The sequence below is a fragment of the Acidobacteriota bacterium genome (assembly GCA_016715115.1).
GTDB lineage: Bacteria > Acidobacteriota > Blastocatellia > Pyrinomonadales > Pyrinomonadaceae > JAFDVJ01.
This window is the reverse complement of sequence record JADKBM010000013.1, coordinates 405,795-426,433: the sequence shown is the minus strand read 5'-3', so window position 1 is coordinate 426,433 and position 20,639 is coordinate 405,795. Positions and strand designations below refer to the sequence as shown.

Genomic DNA, 20,639 nt, shown 5'->3' with positions numbered 1-20,639 from the left:
CAAGACCGGAACCTTGATCTTGCCGGATGCTCCTCTGGGCCGGATGCTCCTCGGCCATCGATCGAATCGGAATTCGGGAAGCTGAGATGTTGAGTATTGCACTTGTCGAACCTGAGATCCCGCCGAATACCGGCAACATCGCGCGGTTGTGCGCGGCGACCTATTCTGCGCTCCATATCGTCGGCGTCACGGGTTTTCGGATGGACGACCGAACGCTCAGGCGTGCCGGCCTCGATTACTGGAACGACGTTGAGCTTCATCGTCACATCGATCTCGACCGGCTTTATCGGGCTCTGCCGAATTCGCGATTTTTGTACTTCACGACGAAGTCCAGCCTGAGTTACACCGACTGGCGATTTGAAGACGGAGACTGTCTCGTATTCGGCCGTGAAACCCGCGGGCTGCCGGACGAAGTTCTGGCCGCGAATGCCGACCGCTGCCTGACGATACCGATGCCGAATCCGAACGTCCGGAGCCTGAATCTCGCGAACAGCGTCGCGATCGTGCTCTACGAAGCCTTGCGACAGATCAACCTGAAATGAAGAATCGAAAGAAATCCGTAAAACCGCGGTCTGACCGCGGATTCTCGACGACCTTGCGGACCGACGCTGCGTTCTTTGCGATCTCCGCGCGGAAATTGACCGGCGTTTGTTGAAACCACGAAGCGCACGAAGATGCACGAAGGAAAATATAACACCGGATTCATTGGAGTTTACCTCTCTCGAAAAAGGGGCATTACGGGAGTCAGGTATGCGATTGTCAGCGCGTGCGCTGGGGCGAAATTCGGAATCACGCTCGGCGTCTCTTGAATCCACGAAGGTACACGGGGAAAAACAAAACACAGCTAAAAACGAAATACTGTTTGGTGTCCCGTCATTTGTGGCTGAAAAACATTTCGTTTCGCAGAAGCAACTGCGCGGAAGAGTCCCCTCAAATCCAAAGCGTAGCAACAGCTTTCTTTCGCACGCCTTGTATCGCCGATTGAGGCGCCGTTATAGGGTAATCCGGGTCTGTCAACCGGCGTAGCGCAAGTCGCCCCACGGAACGCCTTGCATCTTTTTTCCCTTCCGAATCATCAATATCAGTGACGGTCCTATCTGACCGAGGAGGAAAGAGAAATGAGATTTATCAAACGGTTTGCAGTTTTCAGTTTCGTGATCTTATCATTCGCTTCGGTCGCGGCATACGCGCAGGATACGTCGGCGATCAAGTCGACGCAAACCGTCGAAAGGAAGATCTTCAAGAAGATTCTGGCTCTTCCCTACTACGGAGTGTTCGACAACATCGCGTTCACGTTCGAAGACGGAACGGTGATCCTGAGCGGCAAGGTCGCGGAGATTCGCAACCGCAAAGATGCCGAATCGGCCGTCAAACGAATCGAGGGAGTTCGGAAGGTCGTCAACAACATTGAGGTTCTGCCGCTTTCGAGATTCGACGACGCGATTCGCAGACAGACGCTCAGAACATTCAACCGCGACGGCGCGAGTCTGTATCGATACCTGCTCGAACCGAGGCCGTCGATGCGCATCATCGTCAAGAACGGTCACCTGACGCTTGAAGGTTTTGTCTCGGGAAAGGGCGATTCGCAGCTCGCGTACATCCTCGCGAGCACGATTCCCGGCGTCTTCAGCATCACGAACAATCTCGTCATCGGAACGATGGAGTATCGCTAACCCGAATTCAAGGAAAACGAATACAGGCTGCTTGCGGAAGCAAGCGGCCTGTTCGCGTCTTCACGCTCGAAATCAAGCGTCGAAGAACGACCCCCACCCGCAGAACCACGACTTCTTTCCGCACCAATAAGCGGAACTGCTTCCCGTACACGCCCGAAATCGGATCCTCCCTGTGTAGCGTTCGTTCCCGGGTTTTTCTTGCCGCAATCTTCACCTCCAACCCCAAAAGCGGTATCTATTTCGCTGCCGAAGCCACAAACGTCATTTTAGTCGGCACGCAGGTCGAGAATGCATTGCGAGTCGATAATAAAGGGTCTATTGTGAACTTATAGTGTCTTTCACAATGTTGGTTTGGAGTGCGAAGCGCGTTGTGCGTGAAAACCGCTCCGGCTTCGTCTCCCCGCCAATCGGCGGCTATGCCGTGTTTGACGGTGTATGCGTTCGAAAACAGAAAATTTGGAGGCTACAAAATGATGAGGCGCAAGAATTTAGATTCTCCATTCATACGATGGCGAACCGCATTTAAGCAAATGAGCGGACGAAACCAAGTCGCACTTGTGTTGGGTCTATTTGCTTTGTTTGCGGTGTCATTGATGTCAAGACCCTTGATGGTTTCGATGGCCCAAGAAAAGACCTCCGAACCCTATTCAGAGGCATCAAGTCTGAGCGAAGCTCTGCGGACCGGAATTCCGGAGGCTGTGAAGTCGATTGCGGTCCCGACTGATGCCATCGTCAGCAATCCGAACGTTCCCGGCGAGGTCTGCGGCTGGACCGCAGCCACAAACTATCCAGTGCCGATCCTCGACCAACCCACGGTGTCGCAGGGCGGCTTTCTCTATACGTTCGGGGGCGTCAGCACAGCGATCATCGCCGACGCCCGCAGATTTGACGGCACGACCTGGACCAGTATCGCGCCGTTGCCGGCGGCCTTGGAATTCCCAACGGCCGTTTCGGACGGAACGTTCATTTATATACTCGGTGGAGCGCTAACCGGCACCGGCACTCCGCAAACGACGATGTTCAGATATGATCCTTCGCTGAACACTTATACGACGATGGCGCCATTCACGGTCGGCACCTGGAACTCCGCGGCGGTTTACGTAGGCGGAATGATCTATAAGTTCGCCGGAACCGGTCCGGCAACGGCTTCCACCGACGCGCTTGAGATCTATGACGTGGCAGGCAACACCTGGAGCCTCGGTGCCGTTTACCCTCAGCAGGTAAGTTTCGTTAGCGCTTTCTCCAACGGCGGCTTTGTTTACGGCGCGGGCGGCATTGCGAGCGTCGGATCGGTTGCGTCGTTGAAAACCTATCGTTACGACCCGATGGCAAACACGTGGGATGACGCGGCCATCGCCGATCTGCCTTTGACACGCTGGGGAGCAGCGTCGTCGGGGGTTCTGTACGGTGCCGGTGCGAACGCCGGTTGGGTGCTCGCGGGCGGATACGAAAACGGTACAGCCACGGCGAACATCTCAACATCCGTGATCAGGTGGAATCCGACCACGAACACCTGGACCAGCCAGACAAGTATGACTGCCGAAAGAGCGAGAATGACCGGAGCCGTTCTTGGCGGCAGCTTTTATGTGATCGGCGGCAGATCGCTCGCGTCCTCGGGCTTTGTCGGCACAAACTCGAATCAGAAGTTAACTTGCATCGAGAATGTGGCGGTGATTAATCAAGGCGCGGTGTCGCTTGTTTCCGAAAGCTTTCCGCCGGGCAATACTTCGCCGGATCCGGGTGAATCGATCACGGTCAGCCTGCCACTGACCAATACGGGCGATATCCCGACTACCGCGTTGACCGCGACGCTGCAGGCAACCGGCGGCGTGACAAGCCCGAGCGCAGCGCAGAATTACGGCGCGGTCGCCCCGGACGGGATGCCGGTTTCGCGAAACTTTACATTCAGGGTAGATCCGTTGCTCGCATGCGGAGCAACGATCACTTTGACCTGGACCGTTGCCGATGGGGCAACAAATTACGCCAATGCGACGAAGATCTATGTAACCGGCGCAAGAACGGTAACCCTGACCGAGAACTTTGACGGAGTAACGGCTCCGGCATTGCCGGCGGGCTGGGTAAATACACAAACGTCCGGTACCGGCATCAACTGGACAACAACAACAACAACGCCAAATTCCGGCTTGAACGCAGCGTTCGCGAGCGATCCGGCGACGGCCAACGCGGCAGCGCTTTCCACGCCGGCGGTGATGATCACGAGCACGGATTCGCTTTTGACGTTTAAGAACAAGTACATAACCGAGTCAACGTTTGACGGGACGGTGCTTGAGTTTTCGACCGACGGCGGCACGATCTGGACCGACGTCATTACCGGCGGCGGCACCTTTGCCAGCGGCGGATACAATGGTTTGATAAGCACTTCCTTCTCGAATCCGATCGGAGGACGAAACGCCTGGACAGGCACGTCAGCCGGCGGATACATCGACACGGTTGTCAATCTGCCGGCCTCTCTGAACGGCCAATCGGTCAAGTTCCGTTGGTTGACGGGATCCGATAGCTCGGTCGCCGCGACGGGCCAGTGGGTTGACGATGTTCAAGTCTTCGGTGCGCGTGTCTGCAATGCTGCGGCGCCGAATGCCAGGGCCGACTTTGACGGCGATGGCAAAACCGATCTATCGGTCTTCCGTCCGTCAGAAGGCAATTGGTATCTCCAGCGTTCGACCGCCGGATTAAGTGTTATTCGCTTTGGAATTTCATCCGATGTTCTGACACCGGGAGACTACGACGGCGACGGCAAGGCCGATACCGCTGTCTTCCGTCCTGATGCCAATAGCGCCAATCCCGACTTTTGGGTACTGAACAGCAATGGCTTTACTATTTCAGGGGTGTCGTGGGGTGTCGCCAATGATATCCCGATCAACGGCGATTACGACGGCGACGGAAAAACCGATTTTGCGGTCTTTCGTCCGTCGACCGGAATCTGGTATGTCCTGAACAGCAGTAACGGTGCAAATACGATCGCGCCGTTTGGTGTGACGGGAGACGTGCCTATGGCGTTTGATCTGGAAAACGACGGCAAGACCAATTTGGCGGTTTACCGTCCGAGCGACAAAACCTGGTATATCGCTCGGAATACCGGCGTACCGGCGCAGAACTTCGAAGCGATTCCGTTTGGCTTAGCAAACGATTTGCTCGTTCCAGCGGACTATGACGGCGACAGTAAGGATGATGTTGCAATCTTCCGACCGTCGACGGGCGAGTGGTTCGTCCGTCAAAGTTCTGACGGCGCAACGACGATCACGAAGTTCGGAGCCAACGGCGATGTTCCCGTTCCGGGAGATTATGACGGCGACGGCAAAGACGACCGGGCTGTCTATCGTAACGGTGTTTGGTGGGTGCTCCGTTCAACCGCCGGATTATCGATCCAAAACTTTGGTGTCGGAACGGATATTCCGATTCCGGTCCGGTATCTTCCGGTTTCTGTCGGCGGAATGTGAAACATCGATGTTCCGAACACTGCCGATCGCTGGCAGTGTTCGGGTTTTCTCATTGATGTTCGACTCCGGCAACAGTTGAATTTGTGAGCTTTATGAACCGGATCGCAAGATTCGGTTCATAATCCGAAATTGAGCGGCAGAGTGCGAATTTAATTCGCGCTGCCGCTTTTTTTGGGCGACGGCGATTCCCGCATTCTCACTTCAACGCCGCGGACTTCGCCGAAACGCGGTTCATTTTCTCGGATTCTTCGGGCAACAAGCGATTTTCGCGGCTGTATTCGGTCCAGAGATCGAGCGATTTCCGATAATACGATGCGGAAGACGTATCTTTCGCAAGATCACCGATCTTCTCAAAAGTCTCGGCAAGTGCGAACGCCGCACCGAGGTCCTTTGGATTCTTCTCAAGCGTCAAGCGAACCTTTTCAGCCAACTCCTGAAGCTCTCGAACTGCGCGGGCCGAATCGCCGCGCGCCGATTGATACTCGGCGATATCATACAAGAACGGCAGGCTCTCGAAGGTATTCTGTTCGTCGTCCGCGTCCTGCGCGATATTTTGGCGGCAAATTCGGGCACTTTCGTCAAACAGTCTCCGAGCGTCATCGCTGCGCTTGAGTTTGACGGCTATCTTTCCCGCGTAAACCGTGTAAAAACACTGATAGTCCGGCATAAGGCTCTTGTCGGGCATCTTCGGATCCTGCGAAGCAACATCCGCGAGATCCTTGGCGATAAGGATCTCGGCCAACGCCTGAGCAAGTTGGCCGTCGGATTCGAGAATTCCGGCGATCTTCTCGTGAGCGGCGATGATCCGCTCGAAATTCCCTTCGAGATTTCGATCCTCCTTATTCGCGCCATCGGCCGTTGCGGCGGCTGCGCGATACCATTCGATCGCTCGCAAATTCTCGCCCGACCCGTTCAGCAGCCAGGCTTTGATGAACTGCAGCCGGCCGAGTTCGGCCTTTGCCTTTGCGGTATCGCCTTTCGTCATCTGCTTGTCGATCGCCGCGTCGATCGACAACGTGCCGCGGCTGTAGCTTGCAACCGCATCCTCCCGGCGGCCAAAGAGCGCGTACTTGTCACCGAACCACCCGTACATCGCCGCAATGTCCGCGAACGTCGTCGGATTCTCGGGTTCATTCGCATTGATCGCCCGCAAATTCTCGATAGTTTCCGAGCCGACGCCGAACATTTCATCTCGTCGGTTCGTGTCGTGGAGCGATTCGATCCGGCGAAGCTGATTGGCATAGAGTTTCCGCCGAAGCGATTGATCGCCGGGCGCTTTCTCGACGAGCCTTTTGTAGATGACTTCCGCCTTGACCAGATTCTCATCCGCTTTTTCAAACTCGCGGAATGCCCAAGCCTGGATCTTGGCGAGCTTCGTATACGAATCAGCAAGTTCACTACGCAGAGCATCGTCGGCCGTTTCGTCGGCGGCGAGCGAGTCAAGCATAGCGACGCTCTTTTCGGCGAGCGCTTTCTGAACCGCGACGTTTCCGGGAATCTTCGCGAGCGAATCGTTCGTTTCATTGATCAGCGATTTCGCCACCTGACGAATCTCGGTCAGACGCTTTTCCGCCTTCGTGCGCTCCCTTGCCGCGACGATCCCTTGCCAGGCGGCGAAACCCGAAAGCACGGAAACGATCATCGCCGCCAGACCACCCAATGCGACGCTGCGGCGATGCCTGCGGACGAATTTCGAAATCCGGTAAACCGCTGTGTCGGCAGTCGCGGTCACCGGAAGTCCGGCAAGATGGCGACGAATATCTTCGGAAAACTCTTGCACGGATTGATAACGACGTTCCGGTTCTTTCCGCAAGGCTTTGAGAACTATGTTGTCGAGATCGCCGCGGATCAAGCGAAAATCCAGAGATCCGATTCGCAAAGTCGATTCGTATGGTTTGTCAGACGTGCCGGACTCAATTTCGTTCGTTGCTTTGGCGTCATCACGATGCCAATCCGGATTCACCACTGATGACGGACGGACCGGTTCCGATGTCAAGACCGCTTTCGAGATCTCGTGGGCGTTGCGGCCTTTCGACGCAAAAGGCCTTTTGCCGCTGAGCATTTCATACAGGACGACGCCGAGCGAAAAGACATCCGACGCCGTCGTCACGGGCGCGCCGCTGATCTGCTCCGGACTCGCGTACTCCGGCGTAAAAACCCGTCCGTGGGTCGCCGTTTCGTCTGAATTCTCATTCGTCACGAGTTTCGCGATCCCGAAATCGAGCAGTTTGGGCGAACCGTCCGATGCAATTATGATGTTCGATGGTTTCAGATCGCGATGGACGATCAGATTCTGATGGGCGAACGTGACGGCAGAGCAAATCTTCTGAAAGAGTTCGAGCCGGGCTCGGACGCCGAGCCGATTTGTGTCGCAAAACACGTTCAACGGCCGGCCTTCGACATATTCCATTACGAAATATGGAAGCCCGTCGGCGGTCGTTCCACCGTCGAGCAGGCGCGCGATTCCGGGATGTTCGAGTTGCGCAAGCAGTTGGCGTTCACGTCGAAAGCGGTTAAGAACGGAATCCGTGTCCATTCCGCGCTTGATCAGTTTAACCGCGTAACTCTTTCCGAATCCTTCCTTTTGAGCGCGGAAGACGGTTCCCATTCCCCCGGAACCGATGATCTCAAGGAGTTTGTAATCGCCGATCGATGATCCGACAAGGGATTGCTGATGGAATCCGAATTCGACGGCGGCCGGCATTGCGATAAATCCTTCTGCCTTGAGGTGCGAGTCTATCAATTCCCGGACCTCGGATCGGACGGACTCATCCTGCCCGGCAAGAAACGCGTCGCGCTCGGCGCCGTCAAGTTCAAGCGCGCGCTCGAAAGCTCTCTTCAATGTCGACCACTCGCTGTTAGCCATATCGTTCCAACTTGAAGACGCGTAGGAAATCGTCGATTATTTCACGCGCCGTTGATCTTCCGATAAAGCCACGCACGCGCAAACGTCCATTCCCGAAAGACGGACGCCGTTGAGGTCTTCATAACGGCCGCGGTTTCGTCGAACGTCAAACCGGCAAAATAACGCAGTTCGACGATCCGCGACTGCGTTTCGTCCAGCTCCGCGAGTTCGTTCAGCGCGAGGTCGAGATCGAGAAGCGATTCGTTGACCGCGACCGAAACGGTTTCGGCGTTGTCGAGCGTGACCTTGATGCCGTCGCGCTTGTGCGCGTGGCGCGTTCGCGCGTGATCGACCAGGATCCGCCGCATCGCCTGCGCCGCGATGGCGAAGAACTGTCCCCGATTTTCCCAGTCGACCGAGTGTTGGTTGACGAGTTTCAGATAGGCTTCGTGAACAAGCGCCGTCGTCGGCATCGTTTCGGCGTATTCGTTGCTGAGAAGACGGTGCGCGACGCGACGCAATTCGTCGTACACGATCGGCAAAAGGTCGTCCAATGCATCCTTTTTTCCGCTTTGCCAGTCTTGCAGGAGCCGCGTTACATCGTTAGCCATATTTCTTTCGCCGTTCTGAAAAATTTTACCAAGTCTCCCGCGTTTATGCATAGAGAATAAATTCAGCGGGAGACACAACCTTTATGAACCGATCGATTTCAGCTTTGTTGATTTTTGCCATAACCGCGTTTCCGGCATTTGCGGATTACAAGATTTCCCAGCAATCCACCGTTCAGGAAGTAACTACCGAAAACACGATCTATTCGAAGGGCGTCCGCGAGCGGCGCGAATCGAAAATGACCTTTGCCGGCGACCCGAAAAAGGCCGAGATGATGGCGAGAATGATCCCGAATTTCATTGAGATCTCGCAGTGCGACCTAAAGCAGGACGTCACCCTGAGCGAGCAGAAAAAGTCGTATTTCATCGACTACTACGACTGGTCAAGCCTCACGCCGGAACAACAGAAGCGCCGGCCGACGGGCAAGATCGTCGTCAAGGGAACGATGACCGTTTCGAGCACCGTGACGGACTCCGGAAAACGCCAGCAAATGTTCGGTTTCACGGCCAAATGGCTGAAGAACGTCCAGACATTCGAAGGTTCGGCGGACTCGTGCGACGGAAAACTCTCGTCCCGGATCGAGCAGGAAGGCTGGTTCGTCGATCTGACGCTGACGCGGGATTCCTGTCGGGTGCCGAGATCGCCCGGCGGAAACGGCGGATGCCGCCCGAAAATGATCATCAAGGCAATGGAAAACCCCGGGCTTTTTCTCGAAGGCACCACCAAGATGTTTCAGAACAATCAACTTCAGGCAACCTCGAACATAAAAACCACGGCGCTTTCGAAAGCGACGCTTGATCAGGCGCTGTTCGAGATTCCGAAGGATTGGACCGAGGTCGATTCGCTTTCCGAGTTGATGCCGGGGTTCTTCAACAAGTCGATGGACACCTCCGCGACGACGATCATCAGCGATTCGCGAAACACCAAACCTCTGAAAACGATCGCGATCGACTATTTCTCGGGCAATTCATCGAAAGTAAATCAAGACGAACTGCGCGGCTATATTTCGCAGAAGGTCTCTGCCGCCGGAATGAGCGGTTTTTCGATCAATTCCCAGGCCGAATTGGCAACCGGAAAATTCGCGAACGTCATCGGGGTCGAACTCAAAAAGGTCAAGGAATCCGGCGCGAGCAAGATCGGCGGGTTGTTCGGCAAGGTGACCGGCAACGAGGACGCAACGAAGATCGGCGATTCGGAAGCCGAGATCGTCATCACGATCTATGGAGGCGATGGAAAGACCGTCGTCGCGAGTATGACCGCCACCGAAAAAGTGAAGGGGAAACCGAACGATGCGGTGAAAGCGGCGATCGACAGGATTCTCGGCGGTTTGCTCGAGAAGATCAAGTGAATTCTTGCGACAGGACTTGCGCGGCTTGGTGAATAGTTGAGGTTCGGTTTATGAAGAAAATTGTCATTGTTGCCTTGATCATCGTCGGATCGCTCCCGGTCTTTGCCCAGCGCCCGATCGTCAACACACCTCCGCCGGAACCGAAGCTGTCGGCGGTCGAAAGCAATGATCCGTTGGTCAGCTTTTCAAAAAAGGGGCTTCCCAACGCTTATATCGTTGGTGAAAACCGCTCCGACGGACTTGCGGCACGGTTGGCAAAGGAAATCTCCAAATATGACGCCGAGTCGCTTTCGGTTCTGATCGGAACTCTGCAGAAGGCGGGATTCTACATCATCGACGGAAACCAGAAGATTCTTTACAAGCCGACCTCGACTTACGATATTGAGATGGTTTTCTACGACTTCGAACTCGTCGGAATGCTGAAAACTTCGGCGTCGGGCGCGACGACCAGCGTCAAAAAGCTGGCCGAGGTCATCTCCCAGAACAATGCGCAGCTTCCCGCGGACAAACTCGCCCGTTCGATGCTCAAGGACCTGCAAACGGCCAGGAATTCGAAGGACGGAAGGCTCCGTTTTGCCGCCCAACTGATCTTCGAGCTTGGGAAACAGATGAAAGATCCGGTCGATCTGGGTGCGACGTCGGCTGAAAATGCGAAGCTCAACCTCATCCAGCTATCGCTCATCGAGCGCATATTGCTTGGCGACCTGATCGATTCGTACGCTAAATTGGTCGCCGTCGACTTCCGGCGGCCGCAACTCTTCAGGGAAAACGGCGTCCGCTTCGTAAATGCCGTTTTCGCCGGACAGACGAGTCTGTGTGACTCCTGGGACGACTTGACGACGCTTCAAAACACAGGCAAGAACGCGTATCGAGCGGTTGAAAAGTTGTCGCTTTTTGAAAAGACGCTCGACGAATGCGAGTTGCTTGCGGATCAAAAAGCGATCGATGAATGCAAACTGCGTTCACCAAATCGGAGAGCAGGCAGTTCGCACCGGCAGTTTCTGGAGATCTTCGGCAAAGGACTCAAACTTGCCGTTATCACCTTGGCCTCGAAAAAACTGCGGTCAGCCTCGCAGACCATCAAGATCGACCTGAAGGTCCAGGAACCGATTCCGCTGGTGAGAACGAAATCGTCCGTCAATATGGGAGAAACCCGTGATGTCACGGCGAAGTTTACGATTGTCTGGGCCGACCCGGAAAAGGCCAATCAGGTTGGTTGTCTGGATAGGTTGGCTTCGGGTGCGAGCCCGAAATTCGACTTGCAGGAATCACCGTCATTGGAAGGCAAGACCGTCGAGTGGATATTGGTTTCCGAGGACGGCGCCGATCTTGGCGACGATTCCGTCAAGCTGAGCAGTCAAACCGACAAGCTGACCGGTCAGATCGGTGAGAGCATTGTCAGCGTCATCGGCAAGCCGCAAAAGGAAGATCTGACCAACCGAAAGACCTATGCAACGCCGCACACTGCTTATTTGATGGTCACGATCGAGGAAAACCGTGCAATTTTGGGCTCAACCGGCGTTCGCGTCCCCGTTCGGGATTGGATTCCCTGCACCGACGACTGGAGCGGCACGATCAGGTATGAACGATCGTACGACAAGACTTCGGTGATTAAATCGACCCGTCAAAGCAACGGCAACGGTACCGGTGAAGGCATACGAACCTATAAATTGGTCGAGGAGGCGCAGATCAAACTCAATCCGCGCAAACCCGAAGAAATGAAGACCAAACCTCCGAATCCGGCGGATATGTTTGTCTTTTATCTGTTGGAAGACATTTTTGAGGGCGTTCGTGAAAACGATCCTTGTTGCGGAAAGACCGAGGGAAGTTTTACGACGAGGTTCAAAAAAGGAAGAAAGGAATGGTTCACGGGAACGCTCAAAAGACCGTTTACGATCGGTTACCAGCCGGGCGCGCGCGATTTCAGCCTGGAGTTCAATGCTTCGACGGGAATTTTTGAAATGAAAGAGAAGACCATCGACGAAGTTACCGATTCCAACTGCGACTTGGAAGAGTTGCAGCCGCTCGACAAAGTCGAAAAGCTCAGAACTTCATTCGATATGCAGCTTGAAGACGGCCGTTACGGACAACGATTCGTCGGGACCGCCGGCGAGGTGCTTTTCGGAACTAAAGTGCTCAATCCGCAGGACGGCACGAAGATCACCTGGGAGTGGAACCTTTACCGTTGCCGTGATTAGGCGTCGATTTGATGGGCAAAGAATCTGGGAGAGATTATGAAAAGATTTGAAAATTGTATTTTGATTTTGGTCGTTGGTCTGATTTTGGCTGCGCAGACGGTTTCGGCGCAAACGACCGGCTTTACTTATCAAGGCAATTTGAAGGACGGTGCGAATCCGGCAAACGGCAACTACGATTTTCAAATTGCTTTGTTTGACGCGGCAACCGGAGGCAACCAAATTACGACCGCTAGTTTTACGCCATGGCTGGTTACGAATGGCGTTTTCACGCTTCCGATAAACTGGGGGCCGCAACTTTTTACAGGCGCAGACCGTTTTTTGGAAATTCGCGTCAGACCTGCGGGCAGCGGCACATTTGCGGTTCTGACGCCGCGGCAACAAGTCAACAGTTCACCGTATTCGATAAAGAGTCTGCTCTCGGAAACCACGAACAACGCGCTATCGCTCGGCGGAATAGCCGCGAATCAATACATTACGACGGCCAATGGCGGCGCGAATTTTATTCAAAATTCGACATCGCAACAAACGGGCAATTTCAACATCAGCGGCAATGGATTATTTGGCGGAAATGTCGGCATCGGCACGACGACGCCAGGATTCCGGTTGGATGTGGTCGGCAGGTCGCGGTTTAAGCAAAACATCGGCGATACCGGACCTACAAATACCGCCGGCTTCTGGTTTTTTCAGAATACGCCAAACCAGGATCGCGCCTTCGTCGGGATGGAAACTGACAATAGCGTCGGTTTTTTTGGAACAAATGGCGGCGGTTGGGGTTTGGTGATGAACACACAAACAGGACGCACTTCAGTCGCTCAACTTGGTGCGGCAGGCGCAACACCACTTTGCCGCAATGCCTCGAATGAGATTTCGCTCTGTTCGTCATCGCTTCGCTACAAAAACAACATCAATCCGTTCGGTTCGGGCTTGGCTTTGATTTCGCGGCTTCGTCCGGTTTCGTTTAATTGGCTGGCGAATAATCAGTTTGATTTCGGACTCGTAGCGGAAGAAGTCGCCGCGGTCGAGCCTTTGCTTGCCTCATACAACGACAAAGGCGAGGTCGAAGGCGTAAAGTACGACCGTCTCGGAGTCGTTTTAATCAACGCCGTCGGCGAACAGCAAAAACAGATCGAGGCGCAGCATAGAGAGATCGAGCAGCTGCGCATCGAATTGGCCGCTCTCAAAAGCCTTGTCTGCGCGTCGAATCAGTCATCGGCGATCTGCAAGCCGTAGGGGATCGGATTCGAGCTGTGAGCTCTGAGCCGCGAGCCGTGAGTCAGCTTCGCAACCCATCGCTCGACGCTCGAAGCCCGAAGCTCATAGCTCATAGCTCATAGCTCGAATTAGACAACATGAAAGCAACAATCACCGCAATCCTTATCTTTGCCGGCGTTGGATTCGCGCAATCGGGCGGAACGTTCCAGATCACGAAATCGGTCATCGCCGGCGGCGGCGGAAGCGCATCGGGCGGGACGTTCCAGGTTGACGGAACGATCGGCCAGCCGGTCGCCGGCGGTCCCGTGACGGGCGGCCAGTTCTCGCTCATGTCGGGATTCTGGGGCGGCGCGGCCATTCCGGTGACGACGGTCGAATCGCCATTCGATTTTGACGGCGACGGCAAGACCGACATCTCGATCTTCAGGCCGTCGCTCGGGCAGTGGTGGCTGAACCGTTCGAACCTCGGGACGGTCGTCCACACCTTCGGCAACTCGGCCGACAAACTGACGCCGGGCGACTTCACCGGCGACGGCGTTGCTGACGTGGCCATCTACCGGCCTTCGACCGGCGAATGGTTTGTGTTGCGAAGTGAGAATTTCAGTTTCTATTCGTTCCCGTTCGGCGCCTCGTCGGACATTCCGGTCCCGGCGGATTACGACGGCGACAACAAAACGGACGCCGCGGTTTTCCGGCCCTCGAATCTGACCTGGTACATTCAGAAATCCTCGGGCGGAACTACGATCGAGACGTTCGGAGCGGCGGGCGATGTTCCGGTTCCCGCGGATTACGACGGCGACGGCAAGGCGGACATCGCGATCTATCGTCCGTCGCTTGGCCAGTGGTGGCTGAACCGGTCGACGGCCGGGATCGTCGCCGTCACGTTCGGCGTCTCGACGGATAAAACGGTTCAGGGCGACTACACCGGCGACGGCAAGGCGGACATCGCGATCTGGCGGCCGGCGACCGGCGAATGGCTGATCCTGAGGTCCGAAGACTTCACCTTCTACTCGTTCCCGTTCGGCGCGAACGGCGACGCGCCCGCCCCCGGCGACTACGACGGCGACGGAAAATTCGACGCCGCCGTGTTCAGATCTTCCGCCGCGACGTGGTACATCCAACGATCGACCGCCGGAACGCTGATCCAGAATTTCGGCGCGGCCACGGACATTGCGGTTCCGAATGCTTTTGTCAGGTGAATTCTCCGGATTCCAGAGATTCCAGGATTCCAGGATTCCAGGATTCCGGAGATTCCAATATTCCAGGATTCCAGAGATTCCAAGATTCCAGGATTCCAAGATTCCAGGATTCCAGGATTCCAGAGATTCCAAGATTCCAGGATTCCAGGATTCCGGAGATTCCAAGATTCTAAGTATTCCAGATGGAATCGCTGGAATCTGGAATCGCTTGGATCTGGAATCGCTGGAATCTGGAATCGCTGGAATCCGGAATCGCTGGAATCCGGAATCGCTGGAATCTGGAATCGCTGGAATCTGGAATCGCTGGAATCTGGAATCGCTTGGATCTGGAATCGCTTGGATCTGGAATCGCTTGGATCTGGAATCGCTTGGATCTGGAATCGCTGGAATCTGGAATCGCTGGAATCTGGAATCGCTGGAATCTGGAATCGCTGGAATCTGGAATCGCTGGAATCTGGAATCGCTGGAATCTGGAATCGCTGGAATCTGGAATCGCTGGAATCTGGAATCGCTGGAATCTGGAATCGCTGGAATCTGGAATCGCTGGAATCTGGAATCGCTGGAATCTGGAATCGCTGGAATCTGGAATCGCTGGAATCTGGAATCGCTGGAATCTGGAATCGCTGGAATCTGGAATCGCTGGAATCTGGAATCGCTGGAATCTGGAATCGCTGGAATCTGGAATCGCTGGAATCTGGAATCGCTGGAATCTGGAATCGCTGGAATCTGGAATCGCTGGAATCTGGAATCGCTGGAATCTGGAATCGCTTGGATCTGGAATCGCTTGGATCTGGAATCGCTGGAATCTGGAATCGCTTAGATCTGGAATCGCTGGAATCTGGAATCGCTGGAATCTGGAATCGCTTGGATCTGGAATCGCTGGAATCGGGAATCGGGAATCTCTTGAATCTGGAACTTCTTTTCCATTCCCCTTTTGCGTTTTGCCCGCCAATCGGTCATCATTTCTGTTTGCCTTCCAAGGCGCCGAAAACAATGATTGAAACAAACAAGATCAGAAACATCGCGATCATCGCGCACGTCGACCACGGCAAGACGACCCTCGTCGACGCTATGCTTCAGCAATCGCACGTCTACCGTGACAACGAAACAATCGTTGACCGCGTGATGGACTCGATGGACCTCGAACGCGAGCGCGGCATCACGATCATGGCCAAAAACACTTCGGTGCATTACGGCGATCACAAGATCAACATCGTCGATACGCCGGGCCACGCAGATTTCGGCGGCGAGGTCGAGCGCGTTCTGAAGATGGTCGACGGCATTGTTCTGCTGGTAGACGCCGCCGAGGGATGTTTGCCGCAAACCCGATTCGTTCTGCGCAAGGCGCTTGAACTCAATCTCCCGGCGATCGCGCTCGTCAACAAGATCGACCGCCAGGACGCGCGGCCTGATGAGGTCGTCGATGAGATCTACGACCTTTTCATCGATCTCGGAGCGAACGAGGAACAGATCGAGTTCCCGATCCTGTACTCGATCTCCCGCGACGGGATCGCTAAAAAGAACCTCGCGGACGATTCGAAAGACCTTCAACCCCTGTTCGATCAGATCCTCGAAACCGTTCCCGCGCCGCACGAGATCCGCAATGACACGCTCCAGCTTCTGGTCGCGAATATCGACTACAATCCATTCGTCGGACGCCTTGCGATCGGCCGCATTTTTTCGGGTGAGATCGCCAAGAACCAGGAGGTCATCGTTTCGAAACGCGATGGCACGACGCAGAAAACGCGCGTCAAGGAGCTCTACATATTTGAAGGTCTTGAACGGCAGACCACCGATCGCGCGGGCGTCGGCGAGATCGTCGCGCTGGCCGGATTCGACGACATCAACATCGGCGAGACGATCACGCTCGTCGACAATCCGCGGCCGTTGCCGGTGATCGCCGTCGATGAACCGACGATCGCGATGATCTTCGGCGTCAACACGTCGCCCTTTTCGGGAACGGAAGGAAAATACGTCACCTCCCGGCAGATCAAGGATCGCCTTGAAAAAGAACTGCTCGGAAACGTCGCGCTCCGCGTCGCGGAGACCGATTCGCCCGACAGTTTCAAGGTTTCGGGACGCGGCGAACTCCAGTTGTCGATCCTCATCGAAATGATGCGGCGCGAGGGCTACGAACTTCAGGTTTCAAAGCCGGAAGTAATCACACGCAAAGGCGAGAACGGAGAAACGCAAGAACCGATCGAACTCGTCGTGATCGACGTTCCGGAAGAGTTTATCGGCGTCGTCACCGAGGCGCTCGGCCGCCGCAAAGGCCAGATGACGAAGATGATCAACAACGGCTCGGGACGCGTCCGGCTCGAGTACGAAGTTCCTTCGCGCGGGCTGATCGGATTCCGGGGCGAGTTTTTGACGGAAACCAAGGGAACGGGTCTGCTCAACACGATGTTCTTGCGGTTTGATCGCTGGCAGGGCGATCTCAAGGGACGCGGAACCGGATCGCTGGTCGCGGACCGGATCGGCGAGGCGACGACCTATGCTCTGTATGCGCTTCAGGAACGCGGATCGCTGTTCATCAAGCCGCAGACGAAGGTTTACGAAGGAATGATCGTCGGCGAGAACGCGCGATTCGTCGATCTCGACGTCAATGCGATCAAGGAAAAGAAGCTGACGAATATGCGCACGACATCGACCGACGAAGCGATGCGGCTCGTTCCGGTGAAAGATCTTTCGCTCGAACAGGCGCTCGAATTCATCGCCGACGACGAACTGGTCGAGGTCACGCCGAAATCGATCCGGCTTCGCAAACGTGTCCTTAAGCCGAACGAACGCCCGAAGAAATAGTCAGGACGGAAACCGGTTGCGACCGGTCCGGTTGGATTGCACAAGGCCGGAGCCGGAATTGACTTGATCCATCGCTTTCTTGGATAATTCCGTAACTTACGAGGAAATCAACGATGCTCGAAATACAGGAACGACAGAACGGTGAGATGACGGTGCTCGATCTCGAAGGCAACATCATTATGGGCGGCGGTTCGGCACGGCTTCGCGACGAGATAAAACGGCTCATCGGCGAGGACAAAACGGACATTCTGCTGAACCTCGAGAAAGTGAAGTACATCGACTCAAGCGGCGCCGGAGAAATTTTGGCGGGTGTCGGCTCATTGAGCGAACTCGGCGGTCATCTCAAACTCACAAATTTAATGCCGAAGGTCAAAGAGGTCCTGACGCTGAGCAGCATCTTGCCGATCCTCGAAGTTTACGACGACGAAACCAGCGCCGCTGCCGGCTAGTTTATGGAATCGGGGTGGTTCGGGATGCCGCGCGGCTTTGCCCTTGCGTCAAGCGAACCTCGTCGGATTCCTCATCTTCATCGACTGCGTCGTCGGGCGCATCCGGATCGAAAAGCTCGTAACCGGTCGCGTCATCATAGTAGTAACTCCCTTCAAGCGACTCCTCCAATTCTTCAGTTTTCGTTTTTTCAGTCATAGTTCACCTATAATTCTGTTGGATTCGCTATTCAATTACAAGATTATGAAGCACAAACATTACTTGCTCTCGTTCAGTTTGACGTTGATTTCGGTTGTCTCGATGTATTTCACGGCCGGGCAATCAGCTCAGCAGCAACCGGCGGTTCAGCAATCGCAATTCGATTATCAAACCGGCGCGACGCTCTTTATGCAAAAGTCCGCCGAGTACCGCGCATTGTGCTATCAGGCATTCAACTGGGCGCGGCGCTCGCTCGCGGACGACGTAAAGACAGCCAAAAAGCTAGCGAAGGCGGAACGCAGGAAACCGCGAGCGGTCGTCGTCGACATCGACGAGACGATGCTCGACAATTCGCCGGCGCAGGCCGCCGGGATCAAGACGAACACGGCGTTCAATCAAAAAGACTGGGCCGCGTGGACCTCGATGCGCAAAGCGAAAGCGATTCCCGGCGCGGTCGATTTCGCGAACTTCGCAAAGGCGAGCGACGTCCGCATTTTTTATGTTTCGAACCGGGACGAAACCGAGAAACAGGCGACGATCGACAACCTGAAGGCTGTCGGATTCCCCGACATCTCCGACGAGACAGTGATGCTTCGACAAAAGGAGTCAACCAAAGAACCGCGAAGGGTGAAGATCGCCGAAACTTATCGGATCGTGATCCTGATGGGCGACAATCTCAATGACCTCGCCAACTATTTTGAAAAGAAGAGCGTCGCCGACCGTTTTGCCGAAACCGACCGCGTCAAAGAACTCTGGGGAAGCAGGTTCATCGTGCTTCCGAACGCGATGTACGGCGAATGGGAGGGCGCGATCTACGAATACCAGCGTCTGACCGAATCGCAGAAGGCGGAAAAACGTGCGGCAGCCCTTGAATTGCCGTAAAATGTTCTTATGAAACGGACTCCGGAAGAAAAGCTGTTGAACCCGAAGCCCGGCAGCAAGATCGCCGCGGCCAAGGAATTCGGGATAGATTTGACGTTATTGGTGGAAAATCTTCGACTAACCCCTGATCAACGCGTTCGGCATTTGCAGCAGGCAATGTATGGATTCGACGAGTTGATCAAGTCATCAAAATTGGGGAAGAAAAGGAATGATTCAACTCGAAACGGCGCTAAGGTCATTGGTTGAAGCTGAGGTCGAATTTGTGGTCGTTGGTGGCGTCGCGATCACGGCTCACGGCTCCGCCTACCTCACGCAGGACCTAGATTTCTGTTACTCCCGAACTAAGGAGAACTTGCGGAAATTGGTCGTCGCACTTTCCGGGTTTTCTCCCAAGTTGCGAGGACTCCGCGCGAATTTGCCGTTCACATTCGATCTTGCAGTGCTACGAAACGGAACTAATTTCACCTTCGTGACTGAGATTGGCGATATCGACATGCTCGGCGAAGTGGCCGGCGTGGGCAACTATGAAGTTGTGTTGATGAACTCCGAAGAAAAGCAACTTTTCGGATTCCCAGTTCGAGTCCTGACGATCGACGCCCTGATAAAGGCGAAGCGGGCCGCGGGACGAACGAAGGATCTGCTGGTCTTGCCTGAACTTGAGGCGCTTCGCGAAGCCCTGAGCGACGAAGACTAGCCTTCGATTGATATTCGATTATGGTTAATGGATAATTAGCGATTGGCGATTCAACGGAAAACACTAAGAATCAAAACTAATAAACAATAATGAGAATTCTGATCACCGGCGGTGCGGGTTTTATCGGTTCGCACCTCAGCGAACGGCTTCTGGCCGAGGGCAACGAGGTTATCTGCCTCGACAATTTTTTTACCGGAAGAAAGGAAAACGTGTTTCATCTGATGGATGATCACCGTTTCGAACTGATCCGCCACGACGTCACCGAGCCGATGTTTCTCGAAGTCGACCAGATCTACAATCTCGCCTGTCCGGCGTCGCCTGTTCACTACCAGTACAATCCGGTCAAGACCGTGAAGACGAGCGTGATGGGTGCGATCAATATGCTCGGCCTCGCAAAACGCGTCCGAGCGAGGATTTTGCAGGCGTCGACATCGGAAGTTTACGGCGACCCCGAGATCCATCCGCAAACCGAGGATTATTGGGGCAACGTCAATCCGATCGGCTTGCGTTCCTGCTATGACGAAGGCAAACGGCTCGCCGAAACGCTATTCATGGATTACCATCGGCAGAACAACGTCGACACGCGGATCGTGCGTATTTTCAATACTTACGGCCCGCGAATGCTCGAAAACGACGGTCGTGTGGTTTCAAATTTCATCGTCCAGGCGCTGCGCGGCGAGGATCTGACGATTTACGGGACCGGTGAGCAGACGCGTTCGTTTTGCTATGTCGACGATCTCGTCGAGGGGTTGATCAGACTGATGAACTCCGAAGGCGATGATATGCATATGCCGGTCAACATCGGAAATCCGGGCGAGTTCACGATGAACGAACTCGCCGACGAAGTCGCCACGGCCGTCGGACGCGAGATCAAGGTGACGCATTTGCCTTTGCCGCAGGACGACCCGAAACAGCGGCAACCGAACATCGGCCGCGCGCAGGCGCTTTTGGGTTGGGCTCCGACCGTCCCGCTCAAGGATGGATTGAAGAAGACCGTCAATTATTTCGCAAAACGAATTCTCGATTGATCTTTGTTCTGAGTTCCGCCTTCAGACGGTCCGATATTGATCTTCA

18 protein-coding genes are annotated in these 20,639 nt (G+C 54.9%); 14 read left to right on the top strand and 4 right to left on the bottom strand.

The features are described 5' to 3' along the window. The first annotated feature begins 86 nt into the window (after window positions 1–86). The 3 genes from IPN69_16705 (at window position 87) to IPN69_16695 (ending at window position 5,131) form a co-directional block, all read left to right on the top strand. Window positions 87–542 (top strand): tRNA (cytidine(34)-2'-O)-methyltransferase, encoded by a 456-nt coding sequence (locus tag IPN69_16705; protein MBK8812351.1) that lies wholly within the window; start codon window positions 87–89, stop codon window positions 540–542. 576 nt (window positions 543–1,118) lie between these two features. Then, window positions 1,119–1,673 carry a BON domain-containing protein gene (locus tag IPN69_16700; GenBank protein MBK8812350.1) on the top strand — a complete coding sequence of 185 codons (555 nt, stop codon included), beginning with the start codon at window positions 1,119–1,121 and terminating at the stop codon, window positions 1,671–1,673. A 593-nt stretch (window positions 1,674–2,266) separates the two neighbouring features. Next, a complete protein-coding gene (locus IPN69_16695; protein MBK8812349.1) occupies window positions 2,267–5,131 on the top strand; it encodes a hypothetical protein in 2,865 nt (954 codons plus the stop codon). A gap of 196 nt (window positions 5,132–5,327) precedes the next feature. Here the strand turns inward: IPN69_16695 and IPN69_16690 are convergent, their stop codons facing one another. Together IPN69_16690 and IPN69_16685 are read right to left on the bottom strand one after the other, a co-directional pair. Beyond that, window positions 5,328–7,997, bottom strand: a complete 2,670-nt coding sequence (locus tag IPN69_16690) for a serine/threonine protein kinase (GenBank protein MBK8812348.1) — start codon at window positions 7,995–7,997, stop codon at window positions 5,328–5,330. Between the two features lie 41 nt (window positions 7,998–8,038). Beyond that, a complete protein-coding gene (locus IPN69_16685; GenBank protein MBK8812347.1) occupies window positions 8,039–8,587 on the bottom strand; it encodes a sigma-70 family RNA polymerase sigma factor in 549 nt (182 codons plus the stop codon). An 83-nt stretch (window positions 8,588–8,670) separates the two neighbouring features. Between IPN69_16685 and IPN69_16680 the strand changes: the two genes are divergently transcribed. The 5 genes from IPN69_16680 (at window position 8,671) to IPN69_16660 (ending at window position 14,715) form a co-directional block, all read left to right on the top strand. After that, window positions 8,671–9,933 carry a hypothetical protein gene (locus tag IPN69_16680; protein MBK8812346.1) on the top strand — a complete coding sequence of 421 codons (1,263 nt, stop codon included), beginning with the start codon at window positions 8,671–8,673 and terminating at the stop codon, window positions 9,931–9,933. A 50-nt stretch (window positions 9,934–9,983) separates the two neighbouring features. After that, on the top strand, window positions 9,984–12,131 hold the full coding sequence (locus IPN69_16675) for a hypothetical protein (protein MBK8812345.1): 2,148 nt from the start codon (window positions 9,984–9,986) through the stop codon (window positions 12,129–12,131). Window positions 12,132–12,167: 36 nt separating this feature from the next. Then, window positions 12,168–13,361 carry a tail fiber domain-containing protein gene (locus IPN69_16670; GenBank protein MBK8812344.1) on the top strand — a complete coding sequence of 398 codons (1,194 nt, stop codon included), beginning with the start codon at window positions 12,168–12,170 and terminating at the stop codon, window positions 13,359–13,361. A 119-nt stretch (window positions 13,362–13,480) separates the two neighbouring features. Beyond that, window positions 13,481–14,542 (top strand): VCBS repeat-containing protein, encoded by a 1,062-nt coding sequence (locus IPN69_16665; GenBank protein ID MBK8812343.1) that lies wholly within the window; start codon window positions 13,481–13,483, stop codon window positions 14,540–14,542. Next, entirely contained in the window at window positions 14,539–14,715 is a 177-nt protein-coding gene (locus tag IPN69_16660) for a hypothetical protein (protein ID MBK8812342.1), read from the top strand. The genes IPN69_16665 and IPN69_16660 overlap by 4 nt, the downstream gene beginning before the upstream one ends. On the opposite strand, the gene IPN69_16655 is transcribed toward IPN69_16660, so the two are convergent. Continuing rightward, a complete protein-coding gene (locus IPN69_16655; GenBank protein ID MBK8812341.1) occupies window positions 14,712–15,494 on the bottom strand; it encodes a hypothetical protein in 783 nt (260 codons plus the stop codon). The two genes, IPN69_16660 and IPN69_16655, sit on opposite strands and share 4 nt — an antisense overlap. Before the next feature lie 41 nt (window positions 15,495–15,535). Between IPN69_16655 and typA the strand changes: the two genes are divergently transcribed. After that, on the top strand, window positions 15,536–17,344 hold the full coding sequence (typA, locus tag IPN69_16650; GenBank protein MBK8812340.1) for a translational GTPase TypA: 1,809 nt from the start codon (window positions 15,536–15,538) through the stop codon (window positions 17,342–17,344). A 113-nt stretch (window positions 17,345–17,457) separates the two neighbouring features. Next, on the top strand, window positions 17,458–17,793 hold the full coding sequence (locus IPN69_16645; GenBank protein MBK8812339.1) for an STAS domain-containing protein: 336 nt from the start codon (window positions 17,458–17,460) through the stop codon (window positions 17,791–17,793). Window position 17,794: 1 nt separating this feature from the next. On the opposite strand, the gene IPN69_16640 is transcribed toward IPN69_16645, so the two are convergent. After that, entirely contained in the window at window positions 17,795–17,989 is a 195-nt protein-coding gene (locus IPN69_16640) for a hypothetical protein (protein ID MBK8812338.1), read from the bottom strand. Window positions 17,990–18,034: 45 nt separating this feature from the next. Between IPN69_16640 and IPN69_16635 the strand changes: the two genes are divergently transcribed. The 4 genes from IPN69_16635 to IPN69_16620 all read left to right on the top strand — a co-directional run bounded on the left by IPN69_16635 (window position 18,035) and on the right by IPN69_16620 (window position 20,593). Then, window positions 18,035–18,871, top strand: coding sequence for a 5'-nucleotidase, lipoprotein e(P4) family (locus tag IPN69_16635; GenBank protein ID MBK8812337.1), 837 nt, complete (start codon window positions 18,035–18,037; stop codon window positions 18,869–18,871). 9 nt (window positions 18,872–18,880) lie between these two features. Further along, window positions 18,881–19,117: a hypothetical protein gene (locus IPN69_16630; protein ID MBK8812336.1), complete on the top strand. Its 237-nt coding sequence runs from the start codon at window positions 18,881–18,883 to the stop codon at window positions 19,115–19,117. Further along, window positions 19,080–19,565 (top strand): hypothetical protein, encoded by a 486-nt coding sequence (locus IPN69_16625; protein ID MBK8812335.1) that lies wholly within the window; start codon window positions 19,080–19,082, stop codon window positions 19,563–19,565. The genes IPN69_16630 and IPN69_16625 overlap by 38 nt, the downstream gene beginning before the upstream one ends. Window positions 19,566–19,654: 89 nt before the next feature. Beyond that, window positions 19,655–20,593, top strand: coding sequence for an SDR family oxidoreductase (locus IPN69_16620; protein ID MBK8812334.1), 939 nt, complete (start codon window positions 19,655–19,657; stop codon window positions 20,591–20,593). Window positions 20,594–20,639 lie beyond the last annotated feature (46 nt).